The sequence below is a fragment of the Amycolatopsis sp. La24 genome (genome assembly GCF_029087445.1).
Taxonomy (GTDB): Bacteria; Actinomycetota; Actinomycetes; order Mycobacteriales; family Pseudonocardiaceae; genus Amycolatopsis; species Amycolatopsis nivea.
This window is the reverse complement of the sequence record NZ_JARACH010000001.1, coordinates 698,146-717,152: the sequence shown is the minus strand read 5'-3', so window position 1 is coordinate 717,152 and position 19,007 is coordinate 698,146. Positions and strand designations below refer to the sequence as shown.

The 19,007-nt window shown below is 70.6% G+C and carries 17 protein-coding genes; 9 read left to right on the top strand and 8 right to left on the bottom strand.

Going from position 1 to position 19,007, the window contains the following annotated elements:
- Positions 1 to 153: 153 nt before the first annotated feature.
- Together PUT80_RS03335 and PUT80_RS03330 are read right to left on the bottom strand one after the other, a co-directional pair.
- Positions 154 to 1,656, bottom strand: a complete 1,503-nt coding sequence (locus PUT80_RS03335) for an FAD-dependent oxidoreductase (protein ID WP_275291056.1) — start codon at positions 1,654 to 1,656, stop codon at positions 154 to 156.
- 1 nt (position 1,657) lies between these two features.
- On the bottom strand, positions 1,658 to 2,575 hold the full coding sequence (locus PUT80_RS03330; protein WP_275291055.1) for a diiron oxygenase: 918 nt from the start codon (positions 2,573 to 2,575) through the stop codon (positions 1,658 to 1,660).
- Positions 2,576 to 2,768: 193 nt separating this feature from the next.
- Here PUT80_RS03330 and PUT80_RS03325 point away from each other — a divergent pair, with 193 nt between their 5' ends.
- Positions 2,769 to 3,323 carry a hypothetical protein gene (locus PUT80_RS03325; RefSeq protein ID WP_275291054.1) on the top strand — a complete coding sequence of 185 codons (555 nt, stop codon included), beginning with the start codon at positions 2,769 to 2,771 and terminating at the stop codon, positions 3,321 to 3,323.
- On the top strand, positions 3,320 to 3,817 hold the full coding sequence (locus tag PUT80_RS03320; protein WP_275291053.1) for a GNAT family N-acetyltransferase: 498 nt from the start codon (positions 3,320 to 3,322) through the stop codon (positions 3,815 to 3,817). The genes PUT80_RS03325 and PUT80_RS03320 overlap by 4 nt, the downstream gene beginning before the upstream one ends.
- Here PUT80_RS03320 and PUT80_RS03315 read toward each other — a convergent pair.
- The 5 genes from PUT80_RS03315 to PUT80_RS03295 are packed head-to-tail and all read right to left on the bottom strand — an operon-like array spanning position 3,809 to position 9,140.
- Positions 3,809 to 5,038: a multidrug effflux MFS transporter gene (locus PUT80_RS03315; RefSeq protein WP_275291052.1), complete on the bottom strand. Its 1,230-nt coding sequence runs from the start codon at positions 5,036 to 5,038 to the stop codon at positions 3,809 to 3,811. The genes PUT80_RS03320 and PUT80_RS03315 overlap by 9 nt on opposite strands.
- A complete protein-coding gene (locus tag PUT80_RS03310; protein ID WP_275291051.1) occupies positions 5,035 to 6,009 on the bottom strand; it encodes an alpha/beta hydrolase in 975 nt (324 codons plus the stop codon). Before PUT80_RS03310 ends, PUT80_RS03315 begins: the two co-directional genes overlap by 4 nt.
- Positions 6,006 to 6,983: an alpha/beta hydrolase gene (locus PUT80_RS03305; protein WP_275291050.1), complete on the bottom strand. Its 978-nt coding sequence runs from the start codon at positions 6,981 to 6,983 to the stop codon at positions 6,006 to 6,008. Before PUT80_RS03305 ends, PUT80_RS03310 begins: the two co-directional genes overlap by 4 nt.
- Before the next feature lie 50 nt (positions 6,984 to 7,033).
- Positions 7,034 to 7,999, bottom strand: coding sequence for an aldo/keto reductase (locus PUT80_RS03300; protein WP_275291049.1), 966 nt, complete (start codon positions 7,997 to 7,999; stop codon positions 7,034 to 7,036).
- Between the two features lie 31 nt (positions 8,000 to 8,030).
- Complete coding sequence (locus tag PUT80_RS03295) at positions 8,031 to 9,140, bottom strand: zinc-binding dehydrogenase (RefSeq protein WP_275291048.1); 1,110 nt, start codon at positions 9,138 to 9,140, stop codon at positions 8,031 to 8,033.
- Between the two features lie 104 nt (positions 9,141 to 9,244).
- Here PUT80_RS03295 and PUT80_RS03290 point away from each other — a divergent pair, with 104 nt between their 5' ends.
- The gene (locus tag PUT80_RS03290; RefSeq protein WP_240690622.1) at positions 9,245 to 10,600 is read left to right on the top strand and encodes an amidohydrolase family protein; all 1,356 of its coding nucleotides are present in this window, start codon (positions 9,245 to 9,247) and stop codon (positions 10,598 to 10,600) included.
- Between the two features lie 63 nt (positions 10,601 to 10,663).
- Here PUT80_RS03290 and PUT80_RS03285 read toward each other — a convergent pair whose 3' ends face one another.
- Positions 10,664 to 11,386 carry an SDR family oxidoreductase gene (locus PUT80_RS03285; RefSeq protein WP_134662934.1) on the bottom strand — a complete coding sequence of 241 codons (723 nt, stop codon included), beginning with the start codon at positions 11,384 to 11,386 and terminating at the stop codon, positions 10,664 to 10,666.
- Between the two features lie 86 nt (positions 11,387 to 11,472).
- Between PUT80_RS03285 and PUT80_RS03280 the strand changes: the two genes are divergently transcribed.
- The 6 genes from PUT80_RS03280 to PUT80_RS03255 all read left to right on the top strand — a co-directional run bounded on the left by PUT80_RS03280 (position 11,473) and on the right by PUT80_RS03255 (position 18,934).
- Positions 11,473 to 12,429: an aldo/keto reductase gene (locus PUT80_RS03280; protein ID WP_275291047.1), complete on the top strand. Its 957-nt coding sequence runs from the start codon at positions 11,473 to 11,475 to the stop codon at positions 12,427 to 12,429.
- An 88-nt stretch (positions 12,430 to 12,517) separates the two neighbouring features.
- On the top strand, positions 12,518 to 13,495 hold the full coding sequence (locus PUT80_RS03275; RefSeq protein WP_275291046.1) for a methyltransferase dimerization domain-containing protein: 978 nt from the start codon (positions 12,518 to 12,520) through the stop codon (positions 13,493 to 13,495).
- 275 nt (positions 13,496 to 13,770) lie between these two features.
- Complete coding sequence (locus PUT80_RS03270; protein ID WP_134732041.1) at positions 13,771 to 15,294, top strand: ABC transporter substrate-binding protein; 1,524 nt, start codon at positions 13,771 to 13,773, stop codon at positions 15,292 to 15,294.
- Between the two features lie 69 nt (positions 15,295 to 15,363).
- Positions 15,364 to 16,305: an ABC transporter permease gene (locus PUT80_RS03265; RefSeq protein ID WP_037806414.1), complete on the top strand. Its 942-nt coding sequence runs from the start codon at positions 15,364 to 15,366 to the stop codon at positions 16,303 to 16,305.
- Positions 16,302 to 18,122, top strand: coding sequence for a dipeptide/oligopeptide/nickel ABC transporter permease/ATP-binding protein (locus tag PUT80_RS03260; RefSeq protein WP_037806413.1), 1,821 nt, complete (start codon positions 16,302 to 16,304; stop codon positions 18,120 to 18,122). Before PUT80_RS03265 ends, PUT80_RS03260 begins: the two co-directional genes overlap by 4 nt.
- Positions 18,119 to 18,934: an ATP-binding cassette domain-containing protein gene (locus PUT80_RS03255; protein ID WP_275291045.1), complete on the top strand. Its 816-nt coding sequence runs from the start codon at positions 18,119 to 18,121 to the stop codon at positions 18,932 to 18,934. Before PUT80_RS03260 ends, PUT80_RS03255 begins: the two co-directional genes overlap by 4 nt.
- Positions 18,935 to 19,007 lie beyond the last annotated feature (73 nt).

Sequence of the window (19,007 nt, the reverse complement as noted above, 5' to 3'; positions counted from 1 at the left end):
CGTCGGCGGATGCGCACGCAGCGGCGAGGCATTCTTCGATCCGGGCGACGCCGCCTCGGTGCGCGCACTAGATTGCCCGACAATCTGGCAAGACCCGACGCATACGAAAAGTCCCGGCCGCGAACCGCGACCGGGACTTCCGGATGAACTTTCTCAGCGACCCCTGAACCGCGCCGCCAGCGCGGCGATCGGCGATCGGCGGCCTCGCAGCGGAACCTCGCCGGACGTGATGTCCGCCAGCAGCGTCGCCACGGTTTCCTTCGCGCACGTGCGGTTCGCGCCGATTCCGCCCGACGGGCCGCGCTTGATCCAGCCGACCACGTACGTACCGGTCCGGCCCTCGACGCGGCCCGCGGTGTTCGGGATCGTCCCAGTGGCGTCGTCGAACGGGAGACCGGGCACCGGGCGGCCGCGATAGCCCACGGCGCGCACCACCTGACCAGCAGCGATCTCGACCGGTCCGGAAGGTCCCTCGACGCGCAGTCCGCGCACCTGCCGGTCGCCGGTGATCTCGACCGGGGCCGAGTGGAAGCGCAGCACGATCCGGCGCGGACCGTCCGCGGGAGGGGCGGTCCAGTCGACTGTTTCGCGCGCCAAGTCCTTCAGCAGCGCGGCTTTTCCGGTGCCCGCGTCGATCGCCGCGGCGGTGCGCGGGTCTTCGGTGTCGACGACGAGCGGCACAGTCTCCCGCTGCGCCAACGCGATCAGCTCGGGCGAGGTGTACGCGGTGTCTTCCGGGCCGCGCCGGGCGAGCAGCACTACCTCGCGGACCTTGCTGGAGCGCAACCGTTCCAGCGCGTGCGGGGCGATGGTCGTGCCGTCGAGATCGTCCGGGTCGGCGGTGAGGATCCGGGCCACGTCGAGCGCGACGTTGCCGGTGCCGATCAGCACGACCCGCTCCGCGGAGAGGTCGACCGCGTGCGCGGGGACGTCCGGGTGGCCGTTGTACCAGGCGACGACCGTCGTCGCGGCGAGGCTGCCGGGCAGGTCCTCGCCGGACAGGCCGAGGGCGCGCGCGGAAGAAGCACCGACCGCGTAGATCACCGCGTCGTGCCGCTCGGCCAGCTCGTCGGCCGTCACGTGGCGGCCGACCTCGACGCCGAGCTTCAGCTTCAGCCGCGGGTGGTCGTGGAACCGGGAGAACGTCTCGCCGATCCGCTTGGTGTCAGGGTGGTCCGGGGCGACGCCGAAGCGCACGAGACCGCCCGCGACCGGCAGCCGGTCGATCAGCGTGACGCGCGCGTTGGTGTGCAGCAACAGGTCTTCCACCGCGTACATCCCGGCCGGGCCGGTGCCGACGACGGCCACGTCCGCGGGCTCGAGGCCGCTCGGGATCTCCCGGTCGAACGTCGGCGGGCCCCAGCGGTGGAAGTTCGGCGCCGGGTTCGCGGCGACCGGCGGGCGGTCGGCGAAGAAGTCCGCGTTGATCCCCGCGTAGACCTTCATCGAATCGGTCAGCAGGTCCACCGGGAAGATCGCGTCGACCGGGCACGCGTCGGCGCACGCGCCGCAGTCGATGCATGTGGCCGGGTCGACGTAGAGCATCTCGGTGGTGCCGAAGTCCGGCTCGTCCGGCGTCGGGTGGATGCAGTTGACCGGGCAGACCGACACGCACGTCGCGTCGTTGCAGCAGGTCTGGGTGATCGCGAAGGCCATGTCAGATCAGATTCGCCCGCTTGTAGAACACCAGCGCCGGCTTCGTGAGCAGCCCGCACGAGCCGAGGAACTCCATCAGCCCGGCACAGCTCGAGCGCATCATCGACTTGTGGTGCTCGTTGTTCTTCGCCTCGCGCAGCGCGCGCTCGGCGTCCAGCCCGGCGTTCTTGTACACGTCGCGGTTGACCATGCTGCTGACGATGAAGTACGACGCGATCGCGATGACCAGCGCGTTGACCTGGCGGCGCACGGCTCCCGCGCCCTCCAGCTGCTCGCGCGTCTCCTCGCGGGCGAACTTCATGTGCCGCGACTCTTCCACGACGTGGATGTTGTTGATGGTGCGCACGAACGGGACCACGCGCTCGTCGCGCATCCAGTCGCGCTGCATCACGTCGAGGACCTCTTCGGCGACCAGGATCGCCGCGTACGCCGCTTCGCCGCCGGCGACCGCCTTGAAGACGCGGCCCAGTTCGACGGCGAGCTTGCGCGGCCGGTACGGGGGAGCGCCGAGCTTCTGCGCGCCGCGGGCGAACATGATCGAGTGGCGGCATTCGTCGGCGATCTCGGTGAGCGCCCACTGGAACGCCGGGTCGGTCGGGTCCTTGGCGTAGAAGTCGCGCAGCACCATCTGCTGCAGGATCATCTCGAACCAGATCCCGGTGCTCGCGACCGACGCCGCCTCCTGGCGGGTCAGCTCCTTCTGCTGCTCCGGGGTCATCTCGGCCCAGTAGCTCGTGCCGTAGAGCGTGCTCCACTCCGGGCTGGCCCCGTGGAAGTCCTTGTCCAGCGGGGTTTCCCAGTCGACCTCGGTGGCCGGGTCGTACGACAGGGTCGCGGAGGAGTCGAGCAGCCGCTGCGCGGTCTCGTGCCGGCCGGACGGGGCTGCTTCCGGTGCTCGTTGCACGTCTGCGCTGGTCATTCGGTCCTCCCTGAGCGACATTGGTTAGGCGTTACCGCGATTCACTGTTACCTAAGGTAACACCTATCTGGCCGTATCGCGAGAGGCGCCGGCGAACCGCGTGTCGCCCGTTCGGGCAATCGGGCCGGGGAAAGGCCGCTGACCTGGCAGGATGAGCCGAAAATGTCTTCCTGACCTCGGAGGAACCGCCGTCGTGACCCCAGGGCCTTATCCCGGCATGGAGCCGCAGCCGTACTCGCCGCTGCCGCCCGCTTACGGCGCGCAGCTCCCGCCACAGCAGCCGCCGCCGACCGTGTACTTCGGGGCTACTGCGGTCGCCGCGGCGACCTTGGCCTCGGTGATCGGACTGGTGGGCACGATCGGCTTCGTCGTGGCGGTAATCCGGATGGTCGGCCACCCCTCCTCGAGCAGGCTGCTTTCCAGCGGCATCGTCGGCGCCGCGGACCTGGCGATCGCGGCACTGAGCGTCGCCGGCGCGATCGGGCTGTTCAAGCGTTCCCCGGCGGGCCGGGTCTGCGTGCTCGTCGGCAGCAGCCTGGCGGTGCTGGACATCGTCGTCTTCATGATCGTCGGCCTCGGTTCCAGCTTCGTCCGGAAGAGCGCGCCGCCGACCCTGCAGATGACCTTCCCGAGCGGGTTCCTGTGGCTGATCGTCCCGGTCGCCGCGCTCGTGCTGGCAGCGCATCGGGCGACCGGCGCGTGGCTGCTGCCGAAAACCCCGCCGATGCCGTACCAGCCCGGCTGGTGACCGACCGGGAAGAAATCCTCCGCACGGCTCGCCTGCGCCTGACCACCTGGTTGCCCGAGGACGTGGACGATCTCGCCGCCCTGCACGCCGACCGCGAGGTCATGCGGCACATGACGAGCGGCCCGCAGACCCGCGAGGCGACCAGGGAACGGCTGGAGCGGTTCATCGCCGAACACCGGGCGCGCGGCTGGTCGAAGTGGCGGGTCGAAGGCGCGTCGGGATTTCTCGGCCGGGCCGGGTTCGGCGTCGCCCACCGCAGCGGACACCGGGAAGTCGGCTACCTGCTGGCCCGCGCGGCGTGGGGCGCGGGCCTGGCCACCGAGCTGACGCGGGCGCTGCGGCAGTGGCATGAGGACCACCCGGAGCCCGCCCTCGCACCCGAGCTGCGGGCGTATGTGCTGCCCGGCAACGCGGCCAGCTGCCGGGTGCTCGAGAAAGCGGGCTTCCGGGCGGTCGGGGAGGAGGACGGCCAGCTCGTCTTCGAGTCAGGCTGATCGACGCAGCCGCGGCAGCACCGCCAGCCACAGCAGAACGGTCGCGACGCCGTACGCCACCGTCATGGTCAGGCTCATCGACAACGGTGTCGTCCCGCCCAGCGACACCAGCGGCGCGACGATCGGCCCGACCGCGAACGACGACGTCCCGAGCAGCGCCGCCGCGGTCCCGGCCCGCCGGCCGTGGTCGGCGAGGGCAAGCGCGTTGCCGTTCGCCTGCGTGGTCCCGCCCGCGAACATCAGCAGCGCCAACGGGATCAGCAACGCCGCCAGCCCGGCCCCGAACACCACCGCGCCCAGCATCGCCACGGCCGCCGCCGCGGTGAAGGTCGTGCCCAGCACGTACATCCGGACCGGTCCCGCCCGCCGCACCGCCGCGCGGTTCACCTGTGCGCCGAGGACCGACATCACCGCGTTCGCCGCGAAACACGCGCTGAACAGCTGCGGCGACAACGAGAATCCGTCCTGCAGCACGAAACTGATCGACGCCAGATAGGTGAAGAACGCCGCTCCGCCGCAGGTGCTCACCAGCAGGAAACCCAAGAACAGCGGGTCTTTCAGCAATATCCGGAACTCGCCGCGGCCCTTGCGCGGATGTCGCGCCTCCGGCGGCAGGCTCTCCGGCAGCGCGGTCGCGGCGACGAGCAGCAACGCCGCCCCGATCCCGGCCAGGACGCCGAAAATGCCGCGCCATCCGATGACGGCTGCCAGCTGCCCGCCGATCACCGGGGCGACGATCGGCGCCAGCGCCCCGACGGTGGTCAGCAACGCCAGCAGCCGCACTAGTTCGACGCCCTCGGCGAGATCCCGCGCGACGGCCAGCGAAAGCACGATTCCGGCCGAACCGCACAACCCTTGGAGGAACCTCGCCGCGAGCAGCACCTCGATCGACGGCGCGAACGCGCACACCACCGACAGCACGGTGAACAGCCCGATCCCGGCCAGCAGCGGACGCCGCCTGCCGAACCGGTCGCTCAGCGGGCCCACGACCAGCTGGCCGAAGGCGAGACCGAGCATGCACACCGACATGGTCGCCTGCGCGAGGCTCTGCCCGGCCTGGAGATCGTCGGCGAGCTGGGGGAGTGCCGGCAGGTAAAGGTCCATGGAGATCGGGCCGAAGACCTCCAGCAACCCCAGCACGACGGCCATCCGGAGCGCGCCCGGCCGTTTTTTCGGCAACACCGCGTCGACCAGGCTCGCTTCGGTGTGGAGCGGCTTCATCCGGCACGCAGGATCCGGCGCAGCCACGAAAGGCGGGTCGCGACCGCCGAGCGGGAGACTTCCGCGTCCGGGGAGAAACCGGCGAAGCCGTGGTAGCCGCCCGCCCAGACGTGCAGTTCGGCCTGCCCGCCGGTAGCCCAGATCCGCAGCGCGTACTCGGTCGTCTCGTCGCGGAAGATCTCCGCGGCGCCGACGTCCAGGTACGCGGGCGGGAGACCGGACAGATCGGTCATCCGGGCCGGGACCGCGTACGGGGAGGCTGCGTCGGTGCCGCGCGCCGGGCCGAGCAGCGCGTCCCAGCCGGTGTCGTTGTTGTTGCGGTCCCAGGCGCCGATTCCGTTGTACTGCCGGGTGGACACGGACTCGTTGCGGTCGTCGAGCATCGGGCACGCCAGCAGCTGTCCGGCGATGGCCGGGCCGTTGCGGTCCCGGGCCAGCAGGGCGACGCCCGCCGCCAGGCCGCCGCCCGCGCTGGCGCCGGTGACGACGATGCGCGACGGGTCGATGCCGAGTTCGTCGGCGTGCTCGACTGTCCACAAGAGACCGGCGTAGCAGTCCTCGACAGCGGCTGGAGCCGGGTTTTCCGGAGCCAGCCGGTATTCCACCGAGATGCCGACCGCGCCGAACCGCAGGACGTCGTCGATCAGGCCGTCGAGACCGAAGAACCGGTTGCCCAGCACCATTCCGCCGCCGTGGATGCTGTACAGGGCGGGCGCGCCGGCGACGTCCGCGGCGGGACGGACGACGGTGAGCACGATGTCGGGTGCGCCTTCGGGGCCGGGGACGGTGTGCTCGGTTAGCTCGACCGGGCGGTCGCCGACGATCTGCTCGGCGGGCGGGATGATCGTCGCGAAATGCGCGCGGTTGGCCAGGATCGTGTCCGCGCGCAGCGGGATCCGCTCGACCAGGTCGAGGAACGCGGCGAGACCGGGCTCCAGTTCCGGGTCGTAGGGCACCGGAGGGACGCTCATTTCCCGGCCTTCCCGAAGATCCGGCGCAGCCACGAGTTCCGGGTTTCGAGAGCGGCCTTGCTGATCGGCCACTCCGGGACGTACATGTCGAACCCGTGGAAGGCGCCCGCCCACACGTGCAGTTCGGCCTGTCCGCCGGTCGCCCAGATGCGCAGCGCGTACTCGGTGTCCTCGTCGCGGAACGGTTCCGCGCTGCCGACCTCGATGAACGCCGGGGGCAGCCCGGACAGGTCGGTCGCGCGGGCCGGGGCGGCGTAGGGGGAGACGTCGTCGGTGCCGACCGCGTCGCCCAGCAGCGACTGCCAGCCGGCGAGGTTGGATTCCCTCGTCCACGTGCCCAAGCCGGGGTACTGCTGGCTCGCGATGGTGGTGTTGCGGTCGTCGATCATCGGGCACAGCAGGAGCTGGCCCGCGATGGCGGGGCCCTTCCGGTCGCGCGCGAGCAGCGAGACCGCCGCGGCGAGCCCGCCGCCCGCGCTGCCGCCCATCACGACGACGCGCGACGGGTCGATGCCGAGCTCGTCGGCGTGCTCGACTGTCCACACCAGACCGGCGTAGCAGTCCTCGACCGGCGCGGGGTGCGGGTGCTCGGGCGCGAGCCGGTACTCGACGTTCACCGCGACGACGTTCAATTCCAGCACCAGTGCCAGCAACCGGCCGACGTCCATGTTGCGGTGGCCGACCATCATGCCGCCGCCGTGGATGTTGTAGAGGACGGGAAGCGCGCCGTCGCTCTGATGCGGCGACAGAATGGTGATTTCCAGGTCCGGCGCGCCTTCCGGGCCGGGGATGGTCTGCTCGACGACGGTCACCGGGGCGTCGCCGACGACTTCCGCGGCGGGCGGGAACATCTCGGCCATCGCGCGGCGCAGGCCGGGGATCGTCTCCGGGGTGAACGGCGGCGCGTCGGCCGGGACGATCTCGGCGAGCGCGGGCTCGATCTCCGGGTCGAACGGGACAGGGGGATAGGTCAAGGCAGTCTCCTCGGCGAGGGCAGGGTTAGGGAGCGGGGAGGTCGGCGGGCTCAGGGGCCTTCGGGATCGACGGCGTCGCGGTCGGCCCAGAACGGCTCCACCAGCGCGCGGATCTGCTCGGCCCCGACCTGCTCGACCAGGTCGACCGCGGCGAGGTTGTCCTCCAGTTGCTCCATCCGGGTCGCGCCGAAAAGCGTCGTGACGTTCGCCGGATGCGTCAGCGTGAAAGCGACCGCGAGCCGCGCCGCGCTCGTGCCGAGTTCTTCCGCGGCTTGCACGACCTTGGGGGCGTCGCGCGTGATCCGCTTGCGGACATCGCCGGGGTCGCGGCCGATCTCGCGGGTCAGCTTGGTGCGCCCGGCGAGGATGCCGCCCTCGAGGACGTCCGAAGCCTGCATGACGAACCCGTCGGCGAACAGCCGGGCGAACGGCTCGCCGTCCGGGATGGACCGGCGGCCGATGCTGTACTTCAGCTGCGCGATCTGGGGACCCGGAACCTGCAGCGCTTCGGCGATTTCGCGCAGCCGCGCGATGTTCCCGGCCGACCAGTTGTTGACGCCCCACGCCCGGATCAGCCCGGAGCGGGAGAGCCCGGCGAGGTCCTCGACCAGGTCCTCCAGCGCGACGTCGTCGCGGCGCAGGTCGCCGAGGATCACCAGGTCCGCGACGTCGAACCCGCCGCGCAGGAACGCGTTTTCCAGCTGCGGCCGGAATCCCTGGTCGCCGAAGCCTTCGATCCACAGCTTCGCCGAGACCAGGTAGTCGTCGCGCGGGATGCGGGCGGCGCGGATGATCGCGCTCCAGAGCACGTCGGTGAACACCGGCGGGTGGCCGGGCATGCCGTAGACGCCGACGTCGAACAGGTTCACGCCGGCCTCGACCGCGGCGCGGATCATCGCGACGGCGTCGGCGAAATCCATCCGGTCGTAGGTGTGCCACGAACCGAGCGAGAGCAGTGAAACGTCCAGACCGGACGTGCCGATCTTGCGGTGGGGCAGGGGCGAGGATGCGGACACGAGACCTCCTTGGCTCGTAACGGGAAAGGGATCAGGGAAGACGGGGGTCGACGACGGCTTTCGTCTCGTCGAGGCGGTGCATGGCCTCGATCCGCTCGCTCGCGCCGCTGAGCCCGACCGGGGTGCCGAACAGCCGGTCCCACGGCATCCGGGAGGCGAACGAACCGAAGAACTCGATCGCGTGGTGGTAATCGGCGATGTCGCCGTTGAGGGAGCCGACGACGGTCAGTTCCTTGCCCATCACCGTGCCGAGCGGGACCGGCGTCGGCTCCGGTCCGGTGCTCCCGACGATCACGACCCGCCCGCGCTGCGCCGCCATCGCGACCGCCTCGCGGCCGATCGACGGCGCACCGGCGAAGTCCAGCACGAGGTCGCCGCCGTGGCCGCCGGTCAGCTCGGTGACGCGCTCGACGATCGCGTCCGAACCGCCCGCGACCTCGACCACCTCGTCGGCCCCGAATTCCTTCGCCAGCTCCAGCCGCGACGCGGGCGCGCCGACGGTGATGACGCTGCCCGCCCCGCTCAGGTGCGCGACCGCGGTCGCGAAGAGGCCCAGCGCGCCGGATCCCTGCACCACCACGCGCGATCCGGGCCGGACGCCGCCGACGCGGTCGAACGCGCGCAGCACGGTTTTCGCCGCGCATCCGGCCATCGCGGCCAAGGTGTCGGGCACCTCGGCGGGCAGCAGCAGCTTCGCCGCGCCCGGGACGACGTAGGCGTATTCGCACAGTCCGGCGGTCGCGAACGGCGCGACGTCCGACCGCTGCAGGAAGCCGTAGCCGCGCCGCGAGCACGCGACCGGTTCGCGCAGCACCGTGCAGCCGTAACACTCGCCGCAGGTGGATTCCGACCAGCCGATCCGGGACCCGGCCCCGATCGCGCGGCCGAGCGCGTCGCGCGTGTCCGGTCCGGCCGCCACCACTTCGCCGACCATTTCGTGGCCCAGCACCATCGGCAGCATGCCCGGGAAACTCATCTTCCCGGACCAGATCTCCACGTCCGTGCCGCACAGCGTCGCGCACGAAACGCGGACCAGCGCCGCGCCCGCTTCGAGCCCGGCGGGCAGCGGGAGTTCGGTCAGCTTCAGCGGCGCGCCGTGCTCGGTCAGCACCGCGGCGCGGGTGGAAGTCGGGACGGTCATGGGAAACCTTTCCGGGGACTGGCGGGCCCTGCGGGGCCGGACGATGGGTTAGTCTACGGACGTCGACAAAAATGTCGAGTCCCCGAATCCCTCCAGGAGCGCCTGTGCCGACCTCAGTTGCGGACCTCGTCTTGCGGGCAGCGGCGGTGCACACCATGGCCGGTCCCGCGCCCGCGACCGCGCTGGCGGTGCGGGACGGACGCGTGCTGCGCGCCGGAACCGACGCCGACCTGCGGGAGCTGATCGGCCCCGGCACGAGAGTGCTCGACCTCGGCGACCGCGCGGTGCTGCCGGGCATCAACGACGCGCACCTGCACGGCGCCTGGCTCGGCGCGCTCTGGCCGGACACCCTGTTCGCCGACGACGGCGCGCCCGGACCCGGTCCGGAAAAGCCCCTGCGCACCGCCGCCGAACGCCGCGCGGCCATCCTGCGCGCGGGCGAAATCCTTGCCGCGCTGGGCATTACGAGCTACACCGAACCCGGCCTCGGCCCGGGCGAGGACGACGGGCACATCGGCGCGTTCGGCATGTCCGTCGTCGAGCAGTACCGGGAACTGGCCGCCGAAGGACTGCTGCGGGCACGGGTGACCGCACTCTGGCTGTACGGCGAACTCGACGGCCCGAGCACCTTCGACCGCTTCCGCGCCGGACTGGCCACAGTGGACGGACCGGGTGCCGACCCGCGCCGGCTGAACTTCCGCGGGGTCAAGATCTTCGCCGACGGCATCCCGCCGATGCGCTCCGCCTACACCCACCACTGCTACGCCGACGGCAGCCACGCCCACCTCCTCGTCGGCGGCGCGGACGACCCGGAGCGCGAGGAAAACTTCACCCGGATGGTCCGCACTGCGCACGAAGCCGGACTGCAGGTCGGCGTGCACGCGACCGGCGACCGGGCGATCGAGCTGATGCTGGACGCCGTCGAACGGGCCCGGGAGGAACGCGACGTCGACCTCGGCCACTACGTCATCCACGGCGACCTGGTGAACGCGGCGCAGCTGAAGCGGATGGCCCGGCTGGGGGTCGGGCTGTCCGCCCAGGCCGGGATCGCGGTGCGCACCGCCGGAGTGGTCGACGCGGCGCTCGGCGCGGGCAGTTCGGCCGCCGCGTGGCCGCTGCAGGAGGCGCTGGACGCCGGGGTCCCGCTGTGCCTGACGTCCGACGCGCCGGTGCTGCCGCCGGACTGGCGCAAGGAAATCGCCGCCGCGGACCAGTGGATGGGGCCCGCCGAGGACGTGCGGCAGCGGATGGAAACGCTGCTCCGTTGCTACACCGTGCACCCGGCCCAGCAGGACGGCGCCGCGTCGTGGAAAGGCACGCTGGAACCGGGGATGGCGGCCGATCTGTGCGTGCTGTCCGCGGATCCGTTCACGGTGACCCCCGCCGAGCTGCCCGACGTCGAGGTGGACCTGACCGTCCTAGGTGGACAGATCGTCTTCGACCGCTCGGCCATCGCCTAACGGCCGTGAAGGGCTCCTTGAGGGAATCTGATTCCCTCAAGGAGCCCTTCACGGACAGCTGGGTCAGGTGAGCAGCTGGCCGCCGTCCACCGGGAGGCTCGTGCCGGTGATGTGGGCGGCGGCCGGGCTCGCCAGGAACACCACCGCGGCGGCGACGTCCTCGACCGCCGCCATCCGGCCGTCCGGGATCCGCGCCACCCACGCGTCGTGCGCGGGCGATCCGGGCGGCATCGCGGCGGCGAGCATCGGCGTCGCGACCGGGCCGGGCGCGACCGCGTTCACCCGGATCTTGTGCTCCGCCAGCTCGATCGCCGCCCACCGGGTCAGCGCGTCGACCGCGGCTTTGCTGCTTTCGTAACCGCCCATTCCCGGGGTCGGCTGCCGCCCGCCGATCGAGGACAGGTTCACCACGACGCCCGGCTCGCCGCGCGCGACCATCCTGCGGGCGACCAGCTGCGTCATCAGGAACGTGCCGTGCACGTTGGTCGAGAGAATGCGCAGCAGGTCCGGGCCGGGCAGGTCCAGCAACCGGCCGTGGACGCTGAGCAGACCGGCGTTGTTGACCAGGACGTCGACCGGGCCGATCTCGTCGAGCGCCGCCGAGATCGCGGTCTCGTCGGTGATGTCGAGCCGGATTCCGCGCCCGCCAACCGGTTTGGCGGCTTCTTCGGCGCCGTCGAGGTCGGCGAGCACCACGGAATCGCCTGCCTGGGCGAAGGCGGCGCCGATCGCGCGGCCGATGCCGCCGGCACCTCCGGTGATCAGCACGGTACGGGCAGCGGGCATCGTCGTTTCCTTTCGCCGGGAGCGAGGTTCGCGGGCTTATAGTATACAAGCGTAGAAAATAAATCCCTTGAACCGCAGGAGGAATCGTGGCGACGGATCGACCTGGACTGGGCCCGGCGTTCCCGCGCGTGCCGGCGTTGTCGCTCGGCTCGTGGAACACCTGGGACCGGATGGAGTTCGGCGACGCGGTGGCGCTGATCGCCCGCGCGGCCGAACTCGGGCTCGCCTTCTTCGACGTCGCGCACTACGACATGGGCCCGCACGCCGAGGGTTCCACGACCGACCGGATCTTCGGCCGCGCGGTGCGCGAGGCCGGTCTCGCCCGCGAAGACTGGCTCTACTGCGGGAAACTCTGGCTCTGGGACTACCCGAACGTCGGCTTCGCGCAGCAGATGAACACCGCCCTCGAACGCGTCGGAGTGGAGTCGGCCGATCTGGTCGTGGTCGGCGACTACTTCGGGGAAGTCGACCTCGAACGGGTCGTCGCGGACGTCGCGGAGCAGATGGAAGCTGGCCGGTTCCGCGCGTGGGGCGTGAACAATTGGCGCATTGACGATCTGCGCAAAGCTGTTGCCATTGCGCGCAAACGTGGTGTGGAGCCCCTGGTCTTCGCGCAGCTGAAGTACGGACTCGCGCGCCGTTCGATGGCCGAGGGCGAGTTTTACGCGCCGCTCTTCGCTTCCGGCGAGCTGACGCTGCAGGCGTCGGACATTTTCGAAGGCGGGCTGCTCGTGGGGAATCTGCAGCCGAATCGCAAGATCGGCGCGGATGTCGGAGGAATCCGGGAGAAGATCGCCGCCGCTTGGCCTGCGGTGCAACGGATCGCCGCCGAGCTGGAAGCTTCGCCCGCACAGCTGGGAATTGCCTTCTGCCTGGCCAATCCCGTGACCGCGAACGTCCTCGTGGGCGTATCGCGACTGGCGCAACTGGAGGACAATGCGGGCGCGCTCGCACTGTTGGAACGCGTCGGCGCGGACCGGATTCGCGAGCTGACCAAGGAGTTGTGGCTCGATCGCGCAGTCGCCGCCGACGGAACCTGGTGAAGGGGCTGGTGTTTTTTGTCGACGTGCGTAGACTAAAGCTCCCCGGGGTGCCCGGAGAGGCACCCCCGACGCCGTGAGGAGCCGCCACATGACGAAACCAGCGCCGGACCGCATCGTCGACATCGCCATCGGGTACATGGGCGCGAAGCAGTTGTTCGCCGCCTCGCGGATCGGCTTGTTCCGCGCGCTCGCCGACGGTCCGCGCACGGCGCCGGAACTCGCCGCCGCCACCGGCAAGGGCGAGCAGTTGACCAGGATCCTCGCCGACGCGATGAACGCGCGCGGCCTGCTGGAGCGCACCGACGGCCGCTACGAGCTGGCCGCCGACGCGCGGGAGTACCTGGGCGGGGACGGCGCTACGGATCTGGCACCGTTCCTGACCTTCCTCAACGAAATCAGCTACGGGCACTGGCTCCAGTTCGACACCACTGTGGACAGTGGCAAACCGGGCGACCTCCAGATGGACGAGGGCCGCTGGGCGACGTTCATGGCGGGCGTGATGCGCTACAACGCGCTGCACGCGTCGATGCTCGCGCGCGCATTCGATTTCTCGCCCTACCGTTCGATGCTCGATCTGGGCGGATTGTCGCCGGAATTCGCGATCGGCGCGCTGCGGGCGAATCCCGCACTGACCGCTCGCTTCGTTTTCGGACCCGAGTCCACGCAAGGGATCACCGACGCGGTGAATGCGGCCGGGTACGCGGATCGCACGAGCATCGACCCCGCGCCCACGGAATCCGCGGAACCGGGCGGGGAGCACGATCTGGTGATGGTGAACCACGTGGTGCACCGGTTCACCGCGGAGCAGAACCGGAAGATCCTGGCCAACGCGCGCGCGGCCGCCGGGGACGGAGCGACGTTGCTGCTGCTGGACTTCTTCCTCGACGACGGCGAACGGCAGCGCCCGATCGACGCGCTGCACGCGGGGGAGTACTTCGTGATCGACGGGACCGTCGTCTATCCGGAGGCGGAAGTCCGCGAATGGCTGGACGGTGCAGGATGGCGCGTATGCGATGTTCTCGCACTGCCCGGAAGCCCTCGCGTTCTGGTCGCCGACGCCGTCTGAAAACGGCCGCCGGGCCGGGAGATACTGCGCGAATCGTTACTGACCCGACCACAGCCACGGCCGAATGGCCTCGCAGCAACGGTTGCGTGCCGCTCGGGGGGTCGGCCTACTTTTGGCCGGATCAGTAACAAACGCATCCGGCCCGTTGATTTTTTAGCCGACAATCGTAGACTATCCCGCACCACGGCGAGCCGGGCCGCACTCGCAGGCCCGCCGTTCCCGGCGGGGCGCCGAGCGACCCCGCCGGCGGTCCAGCACCCTGAGAGAGGGACTCAATGACGAGGACAAGGACAGCGGCGTTGTTCGCGGCGGCCGCCGCGGCGCTGCTCGGCATCGCCGGATGCACCGGCTCGGGCGCCGCCGGGGCGGGCGCGGGCACCGACGAGCTGAAGGCGGGCGTGTTCCTCGACGTGACGTCGTGGGACCCGGCCAACGCCGACATCGGCTTCGACGGCCCGTACCTGTCCGCGGTCTACGACCCGCTGGTCGCCTTGGACAAGGACGCCAAGCCGATCCCCGCGCTCGCGAAGTCGTGGGACTGGTCGGCCGACCGGCTGACCCTGACCATGCACCTGCGCGACGACGTCGCGTTCGACGACGGCCAGAAGTTCGACTCCGCCGCGGCGGTCGAGAACCTCAACCACCTCAAGGCGGGCACCCGTTCCGGACAGGCCTACATCGACGTGAAGAGCGTCGAGGCGAAGGACCCCTCGACCGTCGTGCTCCATCTGTCCGAACGCGACGACGCGCTGCTGTACTTCATGGGCCTCGGGCGCAGCTGGATGGCCTCGCCCAAGGCGATCAAAGCCAAGTCGCTCGCCAACGGCCCGGACGGCTCCGGCCCGTACACCTTCGACAAGGCGTCCTCGCAGCCGCAGTCGCAGTACGTCTTCAAGAAGCGCGCGAAGCACTGGGACAGCGCCACCTACCCGTTCCCGACCGTTCGGCTGTTCCCGATCACCGACCAGGCGGCGAGCTTCAACGCGATGCTGTCCGGTCAGCTGAACGTCCAGTTCGCCAACGCGGCGAACCTGCCGAAGGCGCAGCAGAACGGCTGGAACGTCGCGAAGAAACCGGCTTCGTGGGTCGGCGTGCAGTTCGCCGACCGCACCGGCAGCCAGGTCAAGGCGCTCGGCGACCAGCGCGTGCGGCAGGCGATCTCCTACGCGTTCGACGCGGCGGGGATCCTCAAGGCGGTCGGCAATGACGCCGGCACGGTCACCGACCAGCTGTGGCCGAGCGGCAGCCAGGTCTACGACCCGGCGGGCAACGGCAAGTACAAGACCGACCTCGGCAAGGCCAAGCAACTGCTCGCTGAGGCGGGCTATGGCGGCGGCTTCAGCCTCAAGATGCCGATGTCCACGATCTTCCAGGCGTGGCAGCCCGCCGCCGAGCAGACCTTCGGGCAGCTGGGCATCAAGGTCGACTGGCAGAACATGTCGATGCCGGACTACCAGAAGAACGCGCCGACGTACCCGATGTTCCTCGCGGTGATCGCGATGGACGGCAACGACATGGCCACGCTGACCGACCAGGTCACGTCGTCGCAGTGGTACAACCCGAAGCCGTCGGTGGACGCCTTCCCGGAGGTGAAGGCGCTCGTGCAGAAGGCGGAACAGGCCCAGCCGGGCGCGGACCAGACCGCGGCGCTCAAGGAGCTCAACACGAAGCTCGTGGACCTCGCCTGGTGGAACGTCTGGTACCAGGCCGACAACCTCTACTTCAGCGTCAAGGGCATCACCGTCACGCCGATCACCGGCATGATGTTCCCGACGCTGCGGTTCATCCAGCGCGGCTGACGCGCCCGTCGTCCCCGGAGCCGTCCGAAGATTCCACTGTGGACGGCTCCGGGGGAGGAGCCGAACGACATGCTCACATTCATCGTCAAACGCCTGGTGTCCGGGATCCTGCTGCTCGTGCTGGTCACGAGCGGCACGTTCTTCCTGGCGCACACGGCGGTGGGGGACCCGACCGCCGGGCTGCTCGGCAACAGCGCGACCCCCGCGCAGCAGGCGGCACTGCGCGCCCAGATCGGGTACGACCGGCCGCTGCTCGTCCAGTTCTGGGACTGGCTGTCGCACGCGGCCACCGGCGATTTCGGGACCTCCTGGCGGAATTTCCAGCCCGTCGGCGAACAGATCGCGCTGCGCGTGCCGGTGACACTGTCGGTCGTCGTCGCGGCGACGCTGCTCGCGGCGGTCCTCGGCGTGCTCGTCGGGGTCATCTGCGGCCTGCGCCCCGGCGGAGTGGTCGACCGCGTGCTGAAGCTCGCCTCGGTGGTGCTGTTCGCGCTGCCCGGGTTCTGGGTCAGCCTCGTGCTCGTCACCTGGTTCGCGATCCAGCTCCAGTGGTTCCCCGCGGTCGGCTACGTGTCGCCGGACCAGTCGTTCGTCGGCTGGCTGCGATCGATCGCGCTGCCGTCGATCTCGCTGTCGCTCGGCGCGATCGTGATGATCGCCGAACAGCTGCGCAACGGCTTCCTCCAGGTCGCCAACCAGGACTTCGTCCGCACGCTGCGGGCGCGCGGCCTGTCGTCGCGGCGCGTCACGACGCACGTGCTGCGCAACGCCTCGCCGTCCGCGCTGACCGTGCTGGCGCTGATGTTCGTCGGGCTGCTCGGCGGCGCGGTGGTCGTGGAGATCGTGTTCAACCTGCCGGGGATCGGCAGCCTGACGCAGTCGGCGTCGCAGATCGGGGACATCCCGGTGCTGCTCGGCCTGACCGCGGTGACCGTCGTGTTCGTCGTGATCGTCAACTTCCTGCTCGACCTCGTGCTCGGGTGGGTCAACCCGAAGGTGCGCGACCGATGACCGCTGCCCCGTTCCCCGCCACGCTCGCCCCGGTGAAGCGGATTTCCTTGCTGCGCCGGTACTTCCGCCGTCCGGTCGGCGTCGTCGCGCTGGTCGTGTTCGCGCTCGTCGTGCTCGCCGCGGTGTTCGCGCCGTGGCTGGCCCCCTACGACCCGAACCACGTCGACTTCGCGCTCACCCACGCCGAACCCGGCAACGGGCACCTGCTCGGCGGCGACTCCGCCGGACGCGACCTCTTCAGCCGGCTGCTTTACGGCGCGCGGACCACGCTGTACGGCGGCGTGATCACCTGCGTCACCGGCGTCGTGCTCGGCGTCCCGACCGGGGTGGTCGCCGGGTACTTCGGCGGCGCGACCGACCGGATCTGCTCGTGGATCAGCGACGCGCTGCAGTCGGTGCCCGGGATGATCGTGTTGCTGGTCGTCGCGGCCGGCACCGGCCAGGACTTCACCGTGCTGATGATCGCGCTCGGCGTGTTCCTCTCGCCCGGCTACTACCGGATCACCCGCGCCCGCGCTCTCACTGTGCGCCGCGAGCCGTATATCGACGCCGCGCGCGTGGCCGGGGTCGGCACGCTGCGGATCCTCCGCACGCACCTGCTGCGCGCGGTGTATGCGCCGATCATCGTGCAGACCGCGCTCACCGCCGGGCTCGCCATCGGCATGCAGGCCGGTCTGCAGTTCCTCGGCATCGGCTCGGCGTCCACGCCCAGCTGGGGCCAGACGATGAACGACGGCTTCCTGAACATGCTGACGTACCCGCTGATCCTGCTGTGGCCGTCGATCGCGCTGGGCGTGACGATCGCCGCGCTGGCGTTCATGGGCTCGACGCTCGCCGACCTGGTCAGCGTCCGCGGGGAACAGCCGACCCGCCGGGGCCGGGCGCGGGTGCGGGAAGCGTTGGCCGCTCCCGCCGATTTGCCGTGCGGACCGGTTTCCGGCGAGCACGAGCACGCGGCGGCCGATTGCGCGCTGCGGATCGAGAACCTGCGAGTGGGCTACGCGACCGACAAGGGCGTCAAGGAGGTCGTGCGCGGGGTGTCGCTGGACGCGGCGCCCGGCGAGGTGCTGGGGATCGTCGGCGAATCCGGGTCGGGCAAGACGCAGACGGTGTTCTCCGTGCTCGACCTCCTGCCACCCGGCGGGACCGCGGTCGCCGACGGGATCTGGGTCGGCGGGCGCGAGGTCGGGAGCGCGGCGGAGCGGGCGAAACTGCTCGGCCGCGAGATCGGGTACGTGCCTCAGGAACCCATGACGAACCTCGACCCGTGCTATCGGATCGGGCACCAGCTCGTCGAGCCGCTGCGTCGGGTGCACGGGCTCGACAAGGCCGCGGCGAAGAAGCGGGCGCGCGAGGTGCTGGAGCGGGTCGGCCTCACCGACCCGGACCGGGTCATGGCGAGCTATCCGCACCAGATCTCCGGCGGCATGGCGCAGCGCGTGCTGATCGCCGGCGCGGTGGCCGGGCGGCCGTCGCTGCTGGTGGCGGACGAGCCGACGACCGCCCTGGACGTGACGGTGCAGGCCGAGGTGCTGGAGCTGCTGCGCGAACTGCAGGCCGAGTACGGGATGGCGCTGGTGATCGTCACGCACAACTTCGGCGTCGTCGCGGACATCTGCGACCGCGTCGTGGTGATGAAGGACGGCCGGATCGTGGAAACCGGCCCGGTGGAACGGATCTTCCGCGCACCGGAGGACCCTTACACCGCCGAGCTGATCAGCGCGTCGCTGGATGACACCGAAGGACGGGACGAGTTGGACGAAGCCTGGGAACGGCGCGGCCTTGCCCACGCGGCCGGAGAGGAGGCCGGGCGATGACTTCTCCGCTGCTCGCGATCGAGGACCTCGTCGTCGACTACCGGCTCAGCCGCCGGGTCCGGTTCCGGGCGCTCAAAGGGATTTCGCTGGACGTGCGGCCAGGCGAATGCGTCGGGCTGGTCGGCGAAAGCGGGTCGGGAAAGTCCACTTTGGGCAAAGCCGTGCTGGGCCTCGCCGCGCCGGAGTCCGGCCGGATCACCTTCGACGGCGAGGACATCACCCACGCCCGGGGCGCGACGCGTCGTCGGCTGGCCAGCGACATCCAGGTGGTGTTCCAGGACCCGTACGGCTCGCTGGACCCGACCATGACCGTCGGCGAAGTGCTTGCCGAACCGCTGGTGGTGGCCGGGACTTCGCGTGCGGACGCCCGCACGGTGGTCGCGGACATGCTCGACCGCGTGCGCCTGCCCGCCGACGCGGTGCACCGGTGTCCGGGGGAGTTCTCCGGTGGCCAGCGGCAGCGCATCGCGATCGCGCGGGCATTGGTCCGCCGGCCGCGGCTGATCGTGTGCGACGAGCCGGTGAGCGCGCTCGACCTGACCACCCAGGCGACGATCCTCGACCTGTTCCTGGAACTGCAGCGCGAGACCGGGGTGTCGTACCTGTTCGTGTCGCACGACCTGGGCGTGGTGCACCGGATCTGTCACCGGGTTTCGGTGCTGTACCAGGGAGAGATCGTGGAGTCGGGCTCGACGGCGACGGTCACGCGGGCTCCCGAGCATCCCTACACCCAGCGGCTGCTGCTGGCCGCCCCGGTGGCGGACCCGGCACGGCAGGCGGAGAGACGGGCGGCCCGGCTGGGACTCGGGTGAACGATTTTCGGGCCATGGCTTGTGCGTCCGCATTCCCGAACTCGCCGCTCCCGCGGACGGTCGAGCAGGGTCA

Coding starts and splice junctions, on each gene's coding strand:
- PUT80_RS03335 (WP_275291056.1), bottom strand. CDS start 1,656: ATGGCCTTCGCGATCACCCAGACCTGCTGCAACGACGCGACGTGCGTG.
- PUT80_RS03330 (WP_275291055.1), bottom strand. CDS start 2,575: ATGACCAGCGCAGACGTGCAACGAGCACCGGAAGCAGCCCCGTCCGGC.
- PUT80_RS03315 (WP_275291052.1), bottom strand. CDS start 5,038: ATGAAGCCGCTCCACACCGAAGCGAGCCTGGTCGACGCGGTGTTGCCG.
- PUT80_RS03310 (WP_275291051.1), bottom strand. CDS start 6,009: ATGAGCGTCCCTCCGGTGCCCTACGACCCGGAACTGGAGCCCGGTCTC.
- PUT80_RS03295 (WP_275291048.1), bottom strand. CDS start 9,140: ATGACCGTCCCGACTTCCACCCGCGCCGCGGTGCTGACCGAGCACGGC.
- PUT80_RS03285 (WP_134662934.1), bottom strand. CDS start 11,386: ATGCCCGCTGCCCGTACCGTGCTGATCACCGGAGGTGCCGGCGGCATC.
- PUT80_RS03275 (WP_275291046.1), top strand. CDS start 12,518: ATGACGAAACCAGCGCCGGACCGCATCGTCGACATCGCCATCGGGTAC.
- PUT80_RS03270 (WP_134732041.1), top strand. CDS start 13,771: ATGACGAGGACAAGGACAGCGGCGTTGTTCGCGGCGGCCGCCGCGGCG.
- PUT80_RS03265 (WP_037806414.1), top strand. CDS start 15,364: ATGCTCACATTCATCGTCAAACGCCTGGTGTCCGGGATCCTGCTGCTC.
- PUT80_RS03260 (WP_037806413.1), top strand. CDS start 16,302: ATGACCGCTGCCCCGTTCCCCGCCACGCTCGCCCCGGTGAAGCGGATT.
- PUT80_RS03255 (WP_275291045.1), top strand. CDS start 18,119: ATGACTTCTCCGCTGCTCGCGATCGAGGACCTCGTCGTCGACTACCGG.